Source organism: Bradyrhizobium sp. USDA 3262 (assembly GCF_054060035.1).
Genome location: NZ_JBSSCT010000001.1, coordinates 2,660,400 through 2,676,528, shown reverse-complemented (window position 1 = coordinate 2,676,528; position 16,129 = coordinate 2,660,400). Strand labels below are relative to the sequence as shown.

Genomic DNA, 16,129 nt, shown 5'->3' with positions numbered 1-16,129 from the left:
ATGACGGATGCGACGACGCGGCGACGCGCGACATGCCCGCGCTTTGCGAAAAAACTGGCGAAAACACGTAACAGCTGTGGATAACACGATGACGGCGCCGTGACAGCACGCGGCAGCAGCCTCCGAATCTGCTGAGTTTGATATCGAGGATGTTGCGAGGCTGGCCCTCCGCCAAGCATGCCTCGGAGTCGCGTTCAATCCATGAAACCCTGAGAGGATACTATGGCTAAGAAAGCGAAGAAGGCGAAGAAGGCGAAGGCGAAAAAGGCCACCAAGAAGAAGGCCGCCAAGAAGTAACGAATTCCAGCCCGGGTAGCGGCTCTTGCCCTGCCCGGGCACCCGGACCGGGACAGCCGGTCGCAGCGACAGCAACCTCGAATTCACCAGCCCTATATCGATCGGCCCCGAACCGACGGGGCGCAAGGCAGCAGGCGCAACGCCTGCTTTTTTATTGCCTGCGTCAGGGCGCGACGTCAGCGCTCCGCGAAGGCGAGCCTGGCGCCGAGCAGGGCAAAGCCCGCGGCAAAGCTCCGCCGCAACCAGGCCATCACCTTCGGCCGGGTGATGACGCGGTCGCGCACCGAGGCGGCGAACAGCCCGTAGACCGCGAACACCGCAAAGGTCATCGCCATGAACACACCGCTGAGCTCGGCCATCCGCGCCAGCGGGTGCGGCTCGTCGACCGCGATGAACTGCGGCAGGAAGGCCAGGAAGAAGATCGACAGCTTCGGGTTGAGGATGTTGATCAGGATGGCGGTCACGATCACCCGCCGGCGCGAGCGCGGCTTGATCTCGGTGTCGACGGCGAGCGCGCCGCGCTCGCGCAGCGCCTGCCAGGCCATGTAGAGCAGATAGACGACGCCGCCCCATTTCAGTGCCGCGAACGCCACGGCGCTGGTGTGCAGAATGGCGGCAAGCCCGAGCATCGCCGCGATCATCTGCGGCACGATCCCGAGCGTGCAGCCGAACGCCGCCGCGACGCTCGCCCGCGCTCCCCGGGTCAGCGCCACCGCCAGCGTATAGAGCACGCCGGTGCCGGGCGAGGCCACCACGATCAGCGTCGTCAGCAGGAACGACCAGGTCACTTCAAATCCGTCACTTCACATCCTCGGCGGGCGGGACATCGTCCGCCAATATCACGGCGACGGGGACGGCGGAAGCGGCTGCCGGGCCTCCGCCCGGCGCCCGCGCCGACACCCCGCTATGACGACCTGCGCCATCCGCGATGCGAAAGCTCCGACGCCTTCATCTCGGCGACCCGGATCACGTCCAGCGGCGCCCAAGGCTTGGCCCAGAACAACGCCCCGTCCGGCAGGCGCTGCCGCAGCGGCTTGCCCGAGGTGACGATCACGTCGAGATCGGGTCTGTATTTCTTCGCGGCATGGGCGAGCTCGACGCCGGTCATGTGTCCGGCCAATTCGACGTCGGTCATCATCAGCACGACGTTCTCGCCGTTGCCCTGCAACACCAGTTCGGCGGCCTCGGCGCTCTCGCAGGCGATGACGTCGAACTCGCTTTCCTCCAGCAGCAGCCCGATCATCTCGCGCTGCATCGGATCGTCCTCAACCACCAGGGCCTTCGCACGATAGGGCTTGGACTGTCCCATGGGTGGCTCCCTTGGTTTGAATGCTTCGGTTCGAGCACGTAACATAGGTTAAATGCCTAAAATCACTGGATGGTTCAGTTCCAATTTGAGAAAAGTGTGGAAACGCCGTGTTCCCCGCTTGGCAACCACCACCCCCGTTGAGATGGAGCTCACCTGACATGACCGCGATCTCTGGATCCGCCGCTGCCGTGACCGGAGCCGCCAGCGGCATCGGCCGCGCGCTCGCGCATGAACTGGCGCTGCGCGGCTGCGATCTGGCGATCGCCGACCGCGACGAGGCCGGCCTGCACGCCGCCGCCGCGGAGATCGCGAAAGCGAGCCCGCGCAAGGTCACCGTGCACCGCCTCGACGTCAGCGAGCCGGACCAGATCACGGCGTTCGCGGAGGCCGCCGTTACAGCGCATCCCTCGCTCAACATCCTCGTCAACAATGCCGGCGTTGCGCTGCTCGGCGAGTTCGGCGAGTTCGATCAGGCGCAGATGGAGTGGCTGTTCAACATCAATTTCTGGGGCGTGGTGCACGGCACCCGCGCCTTCCTGCCGCAGCTTTCGCGGCAGCGCGAGGCGCATATCGTCAACATCTCCTCGATCTTCGGCATCATCGCCCCACCCGGCCAGAGCGCCTATTGCGCGGCCAAGTTCGCGGTGCGCGGCTTCTCGGAAAGCCTGCGCCACGAGCTTGCGGTGGCGAACAGCCCGGTGCGTCTGTCCGTCGTGCATCCCGGCGGCGTCGCCACCAACATCGCGCGCAGCTCGCGCGCCGGCACCGGCGTCACCGACAATGCCCGTCGCGCCCAATCGATCGAGCGCTTCGACGCGCTGGCCAGGACCACGCCGACCGCGGCCGCGCAGCGCATCATCGCCGGCATCGAGAAGAACCAGCCGCGCATCCTGATCGGCAAGGACGCATACTTCATGGATTTGCTGCAACGCTTCCGCCCGGCGACATACTGGAAGACGATGCAACGGATGATGGAGAAGACGGCGGCCAGGCGGATGGCCCGCGATGCCGCGAGGGCGAGTCAGTAGCGCGATGGCGCGGCGTAACTCGCGCACCTCGACCGGCGTCGTCCCGGCGAAAGCCGGGACCCATCACCACAAGATTGAGTTGGCGCGCACGCCGGGGCCGCAGCGTCGTGCAACACGGACATTTGTGGTTATGGGTCCCTGTGTCTTGGAAGTCTGTCAGGATGAGGGTGGGCGGGAAGCCGTTGGGTCCTTGGCGCTTGACGCCGTGAGCCGGCTCGGTCTCCCGCCCGTTCCATCTATCAACCTGAACAGTTGCACGAGGCTGCGCCAACAGACCTCGCATCACAGGGACAGGCACCGTGATCATAGCTCTTCGTTACGTCGGAATCGACATCTCCAAAGACCACCTCGACATCTTTGATGAGGCTGACGGCGTGCCGAGGCGCATTGCCAACGCGCCACAGGCCATCACACAGCAGGTGGCGCGTTGGCAATGCGATGCGCTGGTGGTCTTCGAGGCGACGGGTATCTATGACCTCGCGCTTCGCGAGGCGCTGCGTCAGGCCGGGATCCAGTTCGCACGGATCAACCCGGCCCGTGCCCGCGACTTTGCACGGGCCAGCGGCCTACTCGCCAAGACCGATCCGATCGATGCGCGGATGCTGGCGGCCTTTGCGCGGGCCATGCAACCCGCCCCCGAGCAGGTCGCCGATCCTGCACGGGGCGCCTTGGCGAGGCTTGCAAAACGGCGGGATCAGCTGGTCCTCATGCGCGCCCAGGAGAAGAACCGGCGCAGCGAGGCCGACGATCGCGCCATGGCCGAACGCATCGGCCGCCTCATCGAGGTCCTCGACAGCGAGATCGCCGAGATCGAGGCCGACATCAGCGCATTGATTAAAGCCGAAGCGGAGATCGCGGACGATGCGAAGTTAATGCGTTCGCTGCCCGGCGTGGGTCCCGTGGCCTGCATGCAGCTCATCGCGCAGATGCCGGAACTCGGGCGGGTCGGACCGAAACAACTCGCAGCGCTCGCTGGCCTTGCTCCCTTCAACGTCGACAGCGGCGCCTTCCGCGGCAAGCGCAAGATTGCGGGCGGCCGAAAGCGCGTTCGTGACGCCCTCTATATGGCGGCCCTCAACGCAGTTCGCAGAGCAGATCCGTTCAAGGCCTTCTATGCACGACTGCGACAGGCGGGAAAACCAGCCAAACTCGCCCTCATCGCCGTCGCCAGGAAGCTGCTCACGGTCCTCAATGCCATGATGCGAGACCGAAAGCCGTACCTGCAGACCAAACCAACATAACAGTTGCCGGGTCAAGCCCGGGACGACACCGAGGATGTTGCACGAGCACAGTGAGCGAATGCACGACGCCGCGACGTGAGGCCCTGTGGCGCAGACGCGCATACACCCGTCGTCCCGGCGAAAGCCGGGACCCATAACCACAGGATCGCGTTGGTGCGACACGCTGGGGCCGCAGCGTCGTGCAACAACCGACATTTGTGGTTATGGGTCCCGAGTCAAGCCCGGGACGACACCGAGGATGTTGCAAGGCCCGCGGGTCATCCATATGCCTGCGAGTCACACCTGCGCGTCATCGCGACACGAGATTACCCGCCGAGCTGCCTCTTCACCCCGAGCGCCAGCCGGAACAGCGGATCGCTTTTCTCCGACGGATAGAGCGCACTCTTCGCCACCTGCGGGAAATTGTCGTTCTTCCAGAACGACGCCGGCGCGAACGAGAATTTTGCGACCAGCCGCCGGCCGAAATCCATCTCGTAGGGAAAGTAGTTCTCCTTCTGCTCGGTGCCGGACATCTCCGGATACTCGCCGAGCAGATAGCCCTCCTGGATATGCGGGCGCACCGCCGACGGCGGGCAGACGCTGGCGAGCCGCACGATCTGCAGGCCGGCCTCGGCGCTCGCGGTGATCGCGCCGCTCAGATTCGGTACGCCGAGCACATAGAGGAAGGCGGTGCCGGTCTCCGCCAGCGAGGCAAAGGAGGCGGCGATCCGGATCGAATGGGTGACGTCGAGCAGCGGCGTGGTGCAGACCTCGTAATGCTGCAGGATCGACCAGCGCAGGATGCGATGCCGCTTCAACCGCTCGAGCCCGAGCAGCTTTTCCCTGGCGTATTCGGCGATCAGGATCCGCTCGGCGCGTTGCAGCGCATCGAACCGCCCGGCCAGCGTCGCCTGATCGGGATTGCCGCGGCCGCCGCGAAACAGCGTCGGCTTCAGCGACGAGTTGCGCTTGATGTTCCTGTAGTCGGCGCCCTGGCCGCGAAACAGCAGCACATGATCGCGGTTGAGGAATTGCAGCTCGGCGATCTTGGTGGCGAGCTCGAGATAGGAGCCGACGCGATGGCCCGGCCCCTCCCGCACCGCCGCGTTCTTCGCGACCTGGCATCCGCGGCGGTCGAAGAACGACCAGATCTTTTGGCTGCCGATGGTTTCCATGGGACATTACTCATTCCGTCACTCCGGGGCTCGCGAAGCGAGGGCCCGGAATCCATTTCTCTATGCGTGATGCGGCCCGATGGAAATAATCGTCATTGCGAGGAGCTCGGCGACAAAATTGCGAAGCAATTTTGCGCTGAAGCGACGAAGCAATCCATCGTCCCGCATGTACCGAAAGATGGATTGCTTCGCTCCGCTCGCAATGATGGACAAGGCCGCCGCGCCCTCACCGCCCCACGAGCTGATCGGCAAAATACCCGATGGTCTTGCGATAGATCACCGCCCTGTTCCACTCGCGCATCGCCTCGAAATTCGCGGTGCCCTCGCCATAGGGCGCGCCCATCTTGAAGCCGCTGGTGTGCAGGAGGTTCGCGGTCGAGGCCAGCACGTCGGCGACCGAGTGGCGCAGGTCGACATGGCCGTCGCCGTCGAAATCGACGCCGTACTTGATGTAGGACGACGGCAGGAACTGCGTCTGGCCGATCTCGCCGGCATAGGCGCCGATCATGTCGTTGAGACGGAGGTCGCCGCGCTGCACGATCTTGAGCGCGGCGAGCAGTTCGCCCTGGAACAGGTCGGTGCGGCGGCAATCATGCGCCAGCGTGGCGAGCACGCGGAACACCGGCAGCTTACCCATGTCGCCCTTGCCGAAATCGGTCTCCAGCCCCCAGATCGCGACCAGGATCTGGCGCGGCACACCATACTGCTGCTCGATCTTCGAGAGCAGCGCGGCGTGACGCTGCAGCATCGCGCGGCCGCCATTGATGCGCCCGGGCCCGACCCGGGTTGCGACATACTGCTCAAACGTCTTGTTGAAGGTGTAGCGCTGCCGCCGGTCGAACGCGAGCACCCCGCCATCCTGCTGCACCCCGCCGAGCGCCGCGGAGATCACGTCCTGCTGGATGCCGGCGCTCGCCGCCTCCTGCGAGAAGGACTGGACGAAGCCGGGAAAACTACCGCCGCAGCGGGCGGCGTATGAGGGGGTGGCGATGAACTGGGTTGGCAGTGACAAAAGACAGCAGGCAACCAAACGAATGGTCCCACGCATACTCCAGTTCAATCGTGTAGCCTCATAAGAACGTTGATTCGCTTCGAACCTTAAATTCAAATACATCCTTCGCTCCCACTGATTCCAGCAGTCTTATCGGAATCCCATCAAATTGCTACTTAACCTGGTCACGGCGTCGTAATGCGCGAGCACGAGCGCCTTGTTGGCGTCGATTGTGGCGTTGGACATCGGCGATCGGTTCTCGAAGGAAAGGTTGTAGAAAGAGAAGAATGCGCCTCATACGCGAATCGCACGGGATGGCGCAAGTGACGATGGTCAGAAAAAGCTCAGCTTTCGGCCGTCGTTCGTTTGCACGCCGATGCGAAAGACGGCTGCCGGGAAAGTGCGCCGGCGTACGCGGCTCCGCCACCCATTCCCTCGCCTCCGCGAACGGCAGGCCGGCCTACCGGCGGTAACATCATCCGATGGCTTGACCGGCGGTGGCTTGCAAGCGGCGGCCCGGCGGCCGCGAGCGACCCGCCGCACGGCAGCGAGGACGCGACGCATGAACGCCGAAGCCGCCCGCCGCGACCAAGAAGCACGGGCTGGGCAAGCCGCTTCCGCCACGCGGCCGGCCGCGCTGTCTTGTTCATGCAAAGCCGCGCCGCTAAAGCCAGGCACGCCGGCTGCAAAGCCGCCGTCATTTGGGGACGCCATCCGATGACGCGTTTGGGGATGAGGATGTGCTGCCGATGACGATCGCCGGGGGTTTCGCACGCGCGCGCAGGGCCGCCGCATCGATCGGTGTCGTGCTCGCGCTCGGCGCTGTTTTGAGCGCGACGTTCGACACCGCCGCCGCGCAGAACGCCCCCGCCAGGCGTGCGCCGGCGCAAGGCGGCGGCAGCACGCAGGCGATCGCCGCGCAGATCAAGAACGCCGTCGCGCTGACGCGCGGCGGCAAGATCGACGCCGGCTATGCACAGCTGCTTGCGGCACTGGATGCCGCAGACAAGCTCGACGACGCCCAGTTCGTCATGGAGCAGTATTTCGACGCGACCGCGACGCTGCGCGCGGTCAAGCGCGACGATCTCGCCGAAAAACTGTTCGTGCGCGCGTTCCAGAGCAAGGCGGCGGCGCAGAGGCCGCCCGGCAATGCCGACGTGCTGCTGATGTACGCGATCCTGCTGTCCGACCACGCCAGGATCGCCGAAGCCGTTCCGCTCTACATGCAGGCGATCGCGGCGTTCAACGCCTATTGGGGCGAAGGTTCCGAGGAATCGCTGATCGCGAACGACAAGCTCGCGGTCGCGCTGTCCGCAAACGGCTCGGCGGCGTCGGCGACGAATTTGGGCTGGCACAATTTCGAGCGCGCGGAGAAGGCGCTGGGGCCCGACCATCGCACCACCTGGAAGCTCGCCAACAATTATGCCGACATGCTGCGCGAGATCGGCGCGCCCGCGAAGGCGCTCGAGCTCGATCTGTTCGCGATCGAGAAGCGCGCCAAACATTATGGCGAGAACCATCTCAACACGCTGGTGACGGTCAACAACGCCGGCCAGGATTTCCTCAATCTCGGCCGCTTCGACGACGCCCGCCGCTACTTCCGCCGCCACCGCGCGATCGCGGCCGCGATGGCGCCGAAGGATCCGAGCTTTGCCGGACAGGCCGACGCCTGGCTGTTCTACACCGACATGCTCGCGGCCGGCGACGCCGCGATCGCGCCGGCCGACCTGGTGCGGCTGGAGACGATCGTCGCCAATGAGGCGAATTTTGCGGATTTCCTGCGCATCAAATCCGCGATGCTGGCTGCCGGCCAACGCGAGCAGCGCGGCGAGCGGGACAAGGGGATGCGGCTGCGCGAGACCGCGCTGGCGATCTCGAGCCGCGCCTTCACGGCGCAGCATCCGATCAGCTTCGAGATCAAGCTCGGCATCGCGACCGCGCTGATCGCAACCGATCCGACCCGCGCGGTGCAGGTCTTCGCCGCGCTCGACCGCGAGATGTTCGACTGGATGAAGCGCGAGGTCGGCACATCGGGCGATCGCGCCGTCGCCGAAGCGATCCGCGCCCATGCCGACCATCTCTTGTTCGCGTTCGGCCGCCTTGCCACCGGCGCCAGCTCCGCCGTGGCGCAGCCGGCCTTTGCCGCCGCCGTGCTGCGCTGGAAGACGCTCGGCGGCGCCGAGGCCACGGCGCTGCGCCAGCTCGAGACAGCGGTCGCCGGCAAGGACGAGGAGACCGCGACGCTGCTGCGCACCGCGCTCCGGCTCAACGGCGAGAAGCAGGAGCTGTTCTCGTCGGGCAATATCGACGATTGGGCGAGGTCGGTGTGGGGGCGGCAGGACACGGCCGAGAAGGCGCTTCAGAAGCGGCTCGATGCGATCGGCATGAAGCTGCCGCAAGATCCGATCCGTCCGTCACAGCTGCTCGCGGCGCAAGAAGCCGTCGTCAACTATTTCATCACGCGGCAATGGAAGGCGGATCGCCAGTCCAACGCGCCGCTGGCGGCGACCGTGCTCTACGCCATCGTCGAGACCGCAACGAGCGAGCCGCGCGTGGTCGATCTCGGCGATCCCGGCCGGATGATCGACACCGGCGTGCGCACCGAGATCGCGCGGCTGCGCGCGACGCCGGCCACCCTGCCTGATCCCGACGCGCACGCGCCCGACGTCAAGGGCCGCTTCCAGAACCTCCGGGCGCGGCTATTCGCGCCGCTGGAGCCGCTGCTGAAGGACAAGACCACGCTCTATGTCGTGCCCGACGGCTTCCTGTTTGCCGTGCCGTTCGCGCTGCTGCCCGGCAGTGGCGGCAGCCTGCTGGAGGACAAGTTCACGATCCGGATGCTGACCAGCCCCGACGCGCTGATCGCGATCCATGCGCGCGAGACGCTCGATCAGCGGGGCGCGATGCTGCTCGCCGGCGGCATCGAATATGGCGAGCCGGGGCCGATGCCGCTGCCCGCAACCCGGACCGAGATCGAGGCGATCGCAAAACTTGCCCGCGCGCGCGGCGCGCCGGTCGAGATGTTGACCGGGCGCGGCGTCAGCGAAGGCACGCTACGCGCGGCGATCGGCAAGGCGCGCATCGCGCATCTGGCGACGCACGGCTTCTATCGCGACGGCACGGCATCCGGCCTCGATACGCTGTGGCAGAGCGGCATCGTGCTGTCGGGTGCCGGCGACAGCCGATTTCCGCTGCGCGACGAAAACGACGGCTATCTCTATGCCTTCGAATTGATGGACTGGGACCTGTCCGGGCTCGATCTTTTGGTGCTGTCGGCCTGCGAGACCGGCCGCGGCGACGAGAGCTTCGTCAGCGGCCTGCGCGGCCTGCCGACCGCGCTCGGCATCGCCGGCGCGCGGCGCGCGCTGCTGACGCTGTGGCCGGTCGCCGACGAGGGCACCGCGAACTTCACCGTGCGGTTCTACGAGCACCTGGCGGAGGGGCTGACCTATTCGGATGCGCTGCGCCAGACGAGGCGCGATGCGCGTGACGGCAAGGTCGCGGGCGCGGGCGACGCGAGCGTGTGGGCGGCGTTCGTGCTGTTCGAGGGCTGAGGCATATATGTCGTTGATGTGACCGGACGGGCGCCGCGAGCGCATGCCGGGCCGAACTGCGCCCGACGTTGCGCAAGGGCCGCACGCAACCCCATCGCGCAGGGCAGACCGGCGCGCGGGCGCGGGCGATTTGCTTTGACAGCGGCGGCCCGATCGAGGACAAGCCGCCCATGCCGAAAAAACCCGGGACCAATCCCAAAGGCGAATTCGCCTTCTTCAACGTCTTCTATGAAGACGGCTCGCAGCGCTCCAACCGCCGCGTGCCGTCGGAGCTCATTGGCGGGCTCGACGGCGACGAGCCGGTGCGCGCCTTCCTGCGCGAGCAGGACCGCGAGATCGCCGAAAAGGGCGGCCGCGCCCCGCTCGAGATCAAGTCCATCGAGCGCGTAGGCGCGAAGAAGAAGTAGCGCGCGCGACCTGGTCGCTGCGTCAGAACTGCGTCAGACAGGCGTATCCGCTGAACGTACTGTCTCGGCACTCGATCAGCATCGGAGCAAGCGGTACCCCTCTCCCCGCCCCTGCCCCCGCAAGGGGGGAGGGAGCCCTTCCGCCAGTGCGTCCCTCACGTTTGCAACCACCGTGCGGCGCGCAGCAGCGTGCAGCACGCGTTGTGGCACGACGTACAAAGGCCACGAGCAAAGTCAGGCGAGCACATTATTCAGGCTCCCTCCCCCCTTGCGGGGGAGGGTTGGGGAGAGGGGTGGCCGCGGGCGCTGGCGCGCGAATTTTGCAACGGACGAATTATTGCGCCCCGGCGCGGAGACGGGTTGGCCAACCGACACGGACCAACGTTTCATCCGGGTCAGAGATCGCAAATTCGTACATCCCCCACGGCTTGTCTTCGGGTGATTGCTGAAATTCGCGCGCTGCGGCATCAACGCTCTCGAGGTAGAGATAAAGCCCAAAAGGGTTTCTGCCCGGCGTGAGCCACCCCTCGACCGCGTCCGTCAGATGGAGATATCCGCCCTTCCCGTTCGACAGCATGCGATAGGTGTCGGGCTCTCCAGGAGCAGCCCTTTCGCTGTCCGGGCGCGCAAAGCCCAGCCGATTGTAGAACCGCTCCGACGCATCAAGGTCATTACACGGCAGGATCGCGATCAAAGCTCCGGAAGGGCTCATTCGTGCACTCCAACGTCATGCAACAATTTTCGTCCGCTCTTCTCAATGTCTGAAAATTTGTCGCCTTTAAGGTGGGAAAATGAAAACGGCGGGCTCAGGCCCGCCGTTCTCGTTTCGATGGATACCGATAGAATTAGTTATCCAGGAAGCTCCGCAGCTTCCGGGACCGCGACGGGTGCTTCAGCTTGCGCAGCGCCTTGGCTTCGATCTGGCGGATGCGTTCGCGGGTGACCGAGAACTGCTGGCCGACTTCTTCCAGCGTGTGGTCGGTGTTCATGCCGATGCCGAAGCGCATGCGCAGCACGCGCTCCTCGCGCGGGGTGAGCGAGGCCAGGACACGCGTCGTGGTCTCGCGCAGGTTGGACTGGATCGCAGCATCAATCGGCAGGATCGCGTTCTTGTCCTCGATGAAATCGCCGAGATGCGAATCCTCTTCGTCACCGACCGGCGTTTCGAGCGACAGCGGCTCCTTGGCGATCTTGAGGACCTTGCGGACCTTCTCAAGGGGCATGCCGAGCTTCTCGGCGAGCTCTTCCGGGGTCGGCTCGCGGCCGATCTCGTTCAGCATCTGGCGCGAGGTGCGGACGATCTTGTTGATCGTCTCGATCATGTGCACGGGGATGCGGATGGTGCGGGCCTGGTCGGCGATCGAACGGGTGATCGCCTGCCGGATCCACCAGGTGGCGTAGGTCGAGAACTTGTAGCCGCGGCGATATTCGAACTTATCGACCGCCTTCATCAGGCCGATATTGCCTTCCTGGATCAGGTCGAGGAATTGCAGGCCGCGGTTGGTGTACTTCTTGGCGATCGAGATCACGAGACGGAGGTTGGCTTCCACCATCTCCTTCTTGGCCTGACGGGCCTCGCGCTCGCCCTTCTGCACGCCGTGCACGATCTTGCGGAATTCGCCGATCTCGAGCCCGGTGAGCGCCGCCAGCGACTGGATCTCGTGGCGCAGGTCCTTGATGCGGTCCTTCTCGTGATGGACGAAGTTCTTCCAGCCCTTGGCCGACAGCTTGGAGACGCGGTTGAGCCAGCGCGGATCGAGCTCGGAGCCCTGGTAGTTGCGCAGGAAGTCCTCGCGCGCGACGCCGTGGCTGTCGCCGAGGCGCAGCAGACGGCCCTCGAACGAGACCAGCTTCTTGTTGATGTCGTAGAGCTGCTCGACCAGCGAATCGATGCGGGCCTGGTTGAGGCGCAGCGACTTCACCTCGACGATGATCTCGTCCTTCAGCTTCTTGTACTTGCGCTCCTGCGAGGGCGACAGCGACTCGCTCTGCAGCTGGTTGGCGATGTCCTGCTCCTGCAGGCGGCGCAGCTTCTTGTACTCGGACGCGATCTTGTCGAAGGTCTCGACCACCTTCGGCTTCAGCTCGGCCTCGATCGCGGCGAGCGACATCTGGTTCTCGAACTCGTCGTCGTCCATATCGCCTTCGGCGGCGGCCTCGGCGGGATCCTTCTCCTCGGTGGCGGCTTCGCCGCCGGCGGGCGCGGCGCGGAACGGGGTCGGCGACGGCGGCGCGGCCGGCGGCGCGACATGGGCCGGCGCTGCGCCTTGCGCATCGCCGCCATTGCTTTCAGCGGCGGCGCCCTCGGCGCCGTTGTTGCCGATCAGGTTCGGATTGATGCCGCCCTTGGACTCGGGGCCGGCATAGGTGGCTTCGAGATCGATGATGTCGCGAAGGAAGATCTTTCCTTCGTTGAGCTCGTCGCGCCAGATGATTATGGCCTGGAAGGTCAGCGGGCTTTCGCAGAGGCCCGCGATCATCGCCTCGCGGCCGGCCTCGATGCGCTTGGCAATGGCGATTTCGCCCTCGCGCGACAGCAGCTCGACGGTGCCCATCTCGCGCAGATACATGCGCACGGGATCGTCGGTGCGCTCGCCGGGCTCCGACTTCTTGACCTCGGTGACGGCCTTCTGCGTGACCTCGACGAGCTCGTTGTCGGTCTCGTCGTCGCCGTCGTCCTTCTCGTCCTCGCCTTCGCTATCGTCGGCCTCGGTGACGTTGATGCCCATGTCTGACAGCATCGACATGATGTCTTCGATCTGTTCGGGCGAGGTCGTGTCGGAAGGCAGCACTTCGTTGAGCTGATCGAAGGTCACGAAGCCGCGCTTCTTGGCCTGCTTGATCATCTTCTTCACCGCGGCATCCGACAGGTCGAGCAACGGCGACGGGGCGTCAGCGGCATCCTTCTCAGGAGCATCCGCTGCCTTGTCGTCTTTTTCCTTGTCCTTAACCTGCAGCGTCTTTGCCTTGGTGGCCATTCACTAAGCTCCCGAAACGCGGTCATGCAAAATGGCGCCACGCACGCGCATCCGCACGAAATCTAGATTTACTCTCTCGACGCACAAAGGGCGGCGCAATATCTCGCCACCCCTGTCATCCGTCTCGACGGTTTCCAATCTGCAATAGCCCGTCGCGTCTTCCGTAAAAGTGGACACCGGTTTTACGATCGGAAGACGCGACAGATCTAGATCTGACGCATTTTCTGACGGCGAACCGGGAACCACTTCGCCTGAAAATGCTACGGCAGCTATTAAGTTTCGCTTAACCCTGTTTTTGCAGCCAAACCATGGATTTGGCGAGTCTTTTTGCGGGTGCGGCCAGCGCCGTCCGCAGCATTTTTGTTATCAGACATTACGCTGGAACCGGCCCGATAATTCGCCGAACCCTTCAATCAGGGCTTCGGTCCCGTCGGCTTCTGCCATCCGGGCCTGGATATCCTGCAACCATGCCAGATTGGCCTCGCTGGAGTCTTCAGCCAAAGCCGCTTCCGCATCTTTTCTTTCCCTAAGTAAGGCGTGGGTTTTCTGATGCAAGGCAACGAGTTGACGCCAGGTTGATAAAACATCCTCGCGCGCCGCGCCGATCTGCGCACCCCACACCGCCTGGGTTGTGATCGCCCGCTCAACCCTTTGAAGAATCGAGGATAATCCGCCCGCTTCCAGGTCGGCCCGCATCTTCTCGGCCTGCTCCTCGGCATCAGGGGAGTGGTGATGGTCGTGGGCAAAGGCGGCGATGATGGCGGCCCTGAGCTTGTGGGCCTCGGGATGGGCGAGCTCCAGCGCCGCCACCTCCTCGAGATGGTCGTGCAGCAGCCAGGGGTGGTTGATCAGGGATTGCAGGATCAGGGCCTCGCGGCGGGAGATCGCGCTGCGCTGGCCGCGCATGATCGGGCTGTTGGCCAATTGGGGGCTGGCGGCCTGGTAGGGACCCCGTGAAATCCCGGGGGTGGCGCCGGCCTTGGCACCGAACCAGCCGCCTTGCAGGCCTCCTTGTCGGCCGTTTTGGGCGGGTCCCCGGGGGGCAAACTGGCGGGGTGATTCGCCGCCGCGGCCGCCGCCGAAATTGCCCCGTCCGTAGCCGCCGCGGCCATAACCGCCGCGTCCGCCCTCGGGCGCAAAATTGCGCTGCAGCCGCTCCTGCAGGTCCTGCCGGTAATAGCGGCGCACCACCTCGTCGCGGATGCCATTGGTGAGCTCGCCGATCCGCGCCTCCAGCGCGGCGCGGCGCTCGGGCGTATCGAAATTGCCGCCCTCGATCTCGCGCGACCAGATCATGTCGGCGAGCGGACGCGCGGCCGAGATTACGTCCTCGATCGCACCGCGGCCGCCGGAGCGGGCGAGATCGTCGGGGTCCTGCCCTTCCGGCAGCAGCGCAATCCGCAGGCTCTTGCCGGGCTTGAGCTGTGGCAAGGCGATGTCGGCCGCACGGTACGCCGCCTTCTGTCCGGCGCGGTCGCCGTCGAAGCAGAGGATCGGCTCGTCGACCATCTTCCAGAGCAGGCCGAGCTGGTTCTCGGTCAGCGCGGTGCCGAGCGGTGCGACGGCGCCGGGAAAGCCCGACGTGACCATGGCGATGACGTCGACATAGCCCTCGACGACGATCAGCTGCGCGCCGTCATGCGCGGCCTGCCGCGCGGTGAACAAATTGTAGAGATTGTCGCCCTTGTGAAACAGCGTGGTTTCCGGCGAATTCAGGTATTTCGCCGGAACGTCCTTCTCCAGCGCACGCCCGCCGAACGCGATGACGCGGCCGCGGGCATCCGTGATCGGAAACATCACGCGGTCGCGGAAGCGATCGAACGGCACCGGCTTGTCCTCGCCGGCTACCAGAAGCCCGGCCTCCACCATGTCCTCGGTGGAGATCCCTAACGCGCCGAGATGCTCTTTCAGCGCGAACCGATCCGGCGGCGCATAGCCCATCCGGAACTGAAGCTGGGTCGCCGGCGAGATGGCGCGGTCGGCGAGATAGCCGCGCGCCTTGGCGCCGCCCCGCGAGGCCAGCGTGTCGGCGAAGAACTTTGTCGCCAGTTCCATCACGTCGTGCAGGGTGCGGCGATGCTGCTCGTGTCGCGCCGCATCGGGCGTTACGGCCGGCAGCGGAACTCCCGCCATCGCGGCGAGGCGTTCCACTGCTTCGGGGAAGGTCACGCCCTCGGTCTTCATCAGGAAGTCGAAGATGTTGCCGTTCAGCCCGGACGAGAAGTCGAACCAGGCCTGCTTCTGGTCGTTGACGAAGAAGGACGGCGTCTTCTCCTGCTGGAACGGCGACAGCCCCTTCCACTCCCGCCCGGCCTTCTTGAGCTTGACGCGCCTGCCCACGACTTCCGAGACAGGAAGCCGGGCGCGCAGCTCTTCGAGGAATTCGGGCGTGAAACGCATCAGTCAGGATTTTGGGCTCGGGCGGCGAATCGCGGACAACCGGTTAGCCATATAGCGGCACGACCCGCCATGCCGAACAATGTGGGGCTTTTCCGGGCTATTCACAGGTCTGGCCTGTCACGGCTCCGTCGAGCGGGCTACCCCCAAATCCACGGTGGAGAGCCTGTGTGGCGAGCTTGCCCCCTCCCCGCTTCCGGGATTGGATAAGCCATGTTCACGACATTCAGAGGCGGGCAGAGCGGCGGCTGGCAGGTCACCTCCATCACGCGGGTGAAGGGCGAGACGCTGCCGAAGGTCGCGGCGCTGTCGATCGTTGCGAGCGAGTCGATCGCGCTGCCGCTGCTGCCGTCGCAGAACGCATGGCGACTTGCCGGCGTCACCAGCCATCTGCGCTACACCGAGAAGGAGGAGCGGGAGAAGCTCTTAGCCGTGCAGGCCGGGCTCGGCCGCAGCGAGGCAACCCACGCGGCGCTGATCCCGATCAGGAAATCCGCGGCGTGGTGGGAGCTCACCCAGGAGGAGCGCCGCCAGATCTTCGAGGACAAGTCGCATCACATCGCCGGCACCCTGAAATTCCTCCCCGCAATCGCCCGCCAGCTGTTTCATTCGCGCGACCTCGGCATGCCCTTCGACTTCCTGACCTGGTTCGAGTTCGCGCCCGACCATGTCACCCTGTTCGACGAAATGGTCGGCATGCTGCGCGCGACCGAGGAATGGAATTTTGTCGAGCGCGAGGTCGATATCCGCGTGATGCGGGAGAACTGAAGCAG

General features: G+C 65.2%; 12 protein-coding genes. 5 read left to right on the top strand and 7 right to left on the bottom strand.

What is annotated here, in order from left to right; translation table 11 throughout:
• Window positions 1–473: 473 nt before the first annotated feature.
• Together ACVWYP_RS12490 and ACVWYP_RS12485 are read right to left on the bottom strand one after the other, a co-directional pair.
• Window positions 474–1,085 (bottom strand): LysE family translocator, encoded by a 612-nt coding sequence (locus ACVWYP_RS12490; RefSeq protein WP_304498845.1) that lies wholly within the window; start codon window positions 1,083–1,085, stop codon window positions 474–476.
• 116 nt (window positions 1,086–1,201) lie between these two features.
• A complete protein-coding gene (locus ACVWYP_RS12485) occupies window positions 1,202–1,606 on the bottom strand; it encodes a response regulator (protein ID WP_304498844.1) in 405 nt (134 codons plus the stop codon).
• A 158-nt stretch (window positions 1,607–1,764) separates the two neighbouring features.
• Here ACVWYP_RS12485 and ACVWYP_RS12480 point away from each other — a divergent pair, with 158 nt between their 5' ends.
• Entirely contained in the window at window positions 1,765–2,634 is an 870-nt protein-coding gene (locus ACVWYP_RS12480; protein WP_304498843.1) for an SDR family NAD(P)-dependent oxidoreductase, read from the top strand.
• Between the two features lie 299 nt (window positions 2,635–2,933).
• Window positions 2,934–3,875 (top strand): IS110 family RNA-guided transposase, encoded by a 942-nt coding sequence (locus ACVWYP_RS12475; RefSeq protein WP_304498443.1) that lies wholly within the window; start codon window positions 2,934–2,936, stop codon window positions 3,873–3,875.
• A 305-nt stretch (window positions 3,876–4,180) separates the two neighbouring features.
• Here the strand turns inward: ACVWYP_RS12475 and ACVWYP_RS12470 are convergent, their stop codons facing one another.
• Window positions 4,181–5,029, bottom strand: a complete 849-nt coding sequence (locus tag ACVWYP_RS12470; RefSeq protein WP_304498842.1) for an FRG domain-containing protein — start codon at window positions 5,027–5,029, stop codon at window positions 4,181–4,183.
• Window positions 5,030–5,255: 226 nt separating this feature from the next.
• Window positions 5,256–6,077 carry a lytic murein transglycosylase gene (locus tag ACVWYP_RS12465; protein ID WP_304498841.1) on the bottom strand — a complete coding sequence of 274 codons (822 nt, stop codon included), beginning with the start codon at window positions 6,075–6,077 and terminating at the stop codon, window positions 5,256–5,258.
• A gap of 692 nt (window positions 6,078–6,769) precedes the next feature.
• Between ACVWYP_RS12465 and ACVWYP_RS12460 the strand changes: the two genes are divergently transcribed.
• A complete protein-coding gene (locus ACVWYP_RS12460; protein WP_304498840.1) occupies window positions 6,770–9,574 on the top strand; it encodes a CHAT domain-containing protein in 2,805 nt (934 codons plus the stop codon).
• A 170-nt stretch (window positions 9,575–9,744) separates the two neighbouring features.
• Window positions 9,745–9,981 carry a hypothetical protein gene (locus ACVWYP_RS12455; protein ID WP_028343418.1) on the top strand — a complete coding sequence of 79 codons (237 nt, stop codon included), beginning with the start codon at window positions 9,745–9,747 and terminating at the stop codon, window positions 9,979–9,981.
• A 334-nt stretch (window positions 9,982–10,315) separates the two neighbouring features.
• On the opposite strand, the gene ACVWYP_RS12450 is transcribed toward ACVWYP_RS12455, so the two are convergent.
• The 3 genes from ACVWYP_RS12450 to dnaG form a co-directional block, all read right to left on the bottom strand.
• Window positions 10,316–10,693, bottom strand: a complete 378-nt coding sequence (locus ACVWYP_RS12450; RefSeq protein ID WP_304498839.1) for a VOC family protein — start codon at window positions 10,691–10,693, stop codon at window positions 10,316–10,318.
• Window positions 10,694–10,826: 133 nt separating this feature from the next.
• Window positions 10,827–12,959 (bottom strand): RNA polymerase sigma factor RpoD, encoded by a 2,133-nt coding sequence (gene rpoD, locus ACVWYP_RS12445; protein ID WP_304498838.1) that lies wholly within the window; start codon window positions 12,957–12,959, stop codon window positions 10,827–10,829.
• Window positions 12,960–13,325: 366 nt separating this feature from the next.
• Entirely contained in the window at window positions 13,326–15,359 is a 2,034-nt protein-coding gene (gene dnaG / locus ACVWYP_RS12440) for a DNA primase (RefSeq protein WP_453946164.1), read from the bottom strand.
• A gap of 210 nt (window positions 15,360–15,569) precedes the next feature.
• Here dnaG and ACVWYP_RS12435 point away from each other — a divergent pair, with 210 nt between their 5' ends.
• On the top strand, window positions 15,570–16,124 hold the full coding sequence (locus ACVWYP_RS12435) for a chlorite dismutase family protein (protein WP_304498837.1): 555 nt from the start codon (window positions 15,570–15,572) through the stop codon (window positions 16,122–16,124).
• The last annotated feature ends 5 nt before the right edge of the window (window positions 16,125–16,129 follow it).

What these genes read in the sequence shown, in the direction of transcription:
- ACVWYP_RS12485 (WP_304498844.1), bottom strand. Translation starts at nt 1,606, where the DNA reads ATGGGACAGTCCAAGCCCTATCGTGCGAAGGCCCTGGTGGTTGAGGAC.
- ACVWYP_RS12480 (WP_304498843.1), top strand. Translation starts at nt 1,765, where the DNA reads ATGACCGCGATCTCTGGATCCGCCGCTGCCGTGACCGGAGCCGCCAGC.
- ACVWYP_RS12470 (WP_304498842.1), bottom strand. Translation starts at nt 5,029, where the DNA reads ATGGAAACCATCGGCAGCCAAAAGATCTGGTCGTTCTTCGACCGCCGC.
- ACVWYP_RS12465 (WP_304498841.1), bottom strand. Translation starts at nt 6,077, where the DNA reads ATGCGTGGGACCATTCGTTTGGTTGCCTGCTGTCTTTTGTCACTGCCA.
- ACVWYP_RS12460 (WP_304498840.1), top strand. Translation starts at nt 6,770, where the DNA reads ATGACGATCGCCGGGGGTTTCGCACGCGCGCGCAGGGCCGCCGCATCG.
- ACVWYP_RS12455 (WP_028343418.1), top strand. Translation starts at nt 9,745, where the DNA reads ATGCCGAAAAAACCCGGGACCAATCCCAAAGGCGAATTCGCCTTCTTC.
- ACVWYP_RS12450 (WP_304498839.1), bottom strand. Translation starts at nt 10,693, where the DNA reads ATGAGCCCTTCCGGAGCTTTGATCGCGATCCTGCCGTGTAATGACCTT.
- rpoD (WP_304498838.1), bottom strand. Translation starts at nt 12,959, where the DNA reads ATGGCCACCAAGGCAAAGACGCTGCAGGTTAAGGACAAGGAAAAAGAC.
- dnaG (WP_453946164.1), bottom strand. Translation starts at nt 15,359, where the DNA reads ATGCGTTTCACGCCCGAATTCCTCGAAGAGCTGCGCGCCCGGCTTCCT.
- ACVWYP_RS12435 (WP_304498837.1), top strand. Translation starts at nt 15,570, where the DNA reads ATGTTCACGACATTCAGAGGCGGGCAGAGCGGCGGCTGGCAGGTCACC.